This window comes from Wenjunlia tyrosinilytica (assembly GCF_014646055.1).
Taxonomy (GTDB): Bacteria; Actinomycetota; Actinomycetes; order Streptomycetales; family Streptomycetaceae; genus Wenjunlia; species Wenjunlia tyrosinilytica.
In genome coordinates, this window is the sequence record NZ_BMMS01000135.1 from 1 (window position 1) to 1384 (window position 1384).

The window sequence follows — 1384 nt, forward strand, 5'->3', positions numbered from 1 at the left end:
CCGATCCGCGTCGGTGGTTGATGTTGCCGGTGTTGTTGTCGGCGATGTTCATGGCGCAGTTCGATTTGTATGTGGTGAATGTGGCTGCTCCGTCGTTGGAGCGTGATCTGGATGCGGGTCAGGCGGCGTTGGAGCTGATCGTGGCCGGGTATGCGTTCACGTATGCGTCGGGGTTGATCACTGGTGGGCGGTTGGGTGATCTGTTCGGGTCGCGTCGGCTGTTCTTGTGGGGCACGGTGGCGTTCACGGGGGCGTCGTTGCTGTGCGGTCTGGCGCAGACGCCGGGGCAGTTGGTGGCGGCGCGGTTGCTGCAGGGGCTGACGGGTGCGGCGATGGTGCCGCAGGTGCTGGCTCTGATCACGGCGGTCTTTCCCGGCGGGGAGCGTCCTCGGGCGCTGTCGTGGTTCGGGGTGACGATGGGTGTGGGTGCGGTGGCCGGGCAGGTGCTCGGCGGGGCGTTGCTGGAGTGGGACCTGTTCGGGCTGGGCTGGCGGGTGATCTTCTTGGTGAATGTGCCGGTGGGTCTGGCCGCGGTGGGGTTCGCGCTGCGTCTGCTGCCGGTGACGCGTTCGGCGGCGCGTCCGAAGCTGGATCCGTTGGGTGCGCTGGGGATCTCCGGTGCTCTGGCGCTGGCTTTGGTGCCGCTGGTGCTGGGGCGCACCGAGGGCTGGCCGGTGTGGGCGTGGGTGAGTCTGGGTGCTGCCGCTCCGGTGATGGCGCTGGCGCTGTGGTGGGAGCGGGCGCTGGCGGCGCGCGGTGGTCAGCCGCTGCTGGATCTGCGGCTGTTCCACGACCGGGCGTTCAACCGGGGTCTGGTGGTCAACATCGGGGCGTTCGCCTCGTTCCACTCGTTCATGTTCACGTTGACGTTGGTGCTGCAGTCGGGTATCGGGCTCTCGCCGCTGGATGCGGGGTGGACGTTCTGCCCGCTGGGTCTGGCGTTCGCGACGGCGTCGGTGTCGGCGCAGAAGGCCATTGCGCGGCACGGGGCGAAGGTGATCACGGTGGGCACGCTGATCGCGGCCGCCGGTGTGCTCTCGCTGCTGGGTGTGCTGTGGGGTTCGGGGTCGCACACCAGTGCGCTGCGGCTGATCGGTCCGATGGTGCTGGTCGGTACGGGCAACGGTCTGGCGGTGCCGGCGCTGGTCGGCGCGGTGCTGGCCGGGGTGCGCTCGGGGCAGGCCGGGGCGGCCGCGGGGGTGCTGACCACGGCCCAGCAGTTCGCCTCGGCGGCGGGTATCGCCGCTTTGGGGTCGGTGTTCTTCGCCGTCCTGGGATCGGGCGGCGCCCGCATCGACTACGTCCACGGCCTGGAATGGGTCGCCGCCATCGACCTCGTCCTCGTCCTGGCCGCCGCCGCCATCAGCACCCTCCTCCCACGACC

The 1384-nt window shown here is 69.9% G+C and carries 1 protein-coding gene; it reads left to right on the forward strand.

Annotation, left to right across the window (positions count from 1 at the left end):
- Positions 1-20: 20 nt before the first annotated feature.
- The coding region (locus IEY86_RS35875) for an MFS transporter (RefSeq protein WP_373287158.1) at positions 21-1384 on the forward strand (1364 nt) is incomplete at its 3' end.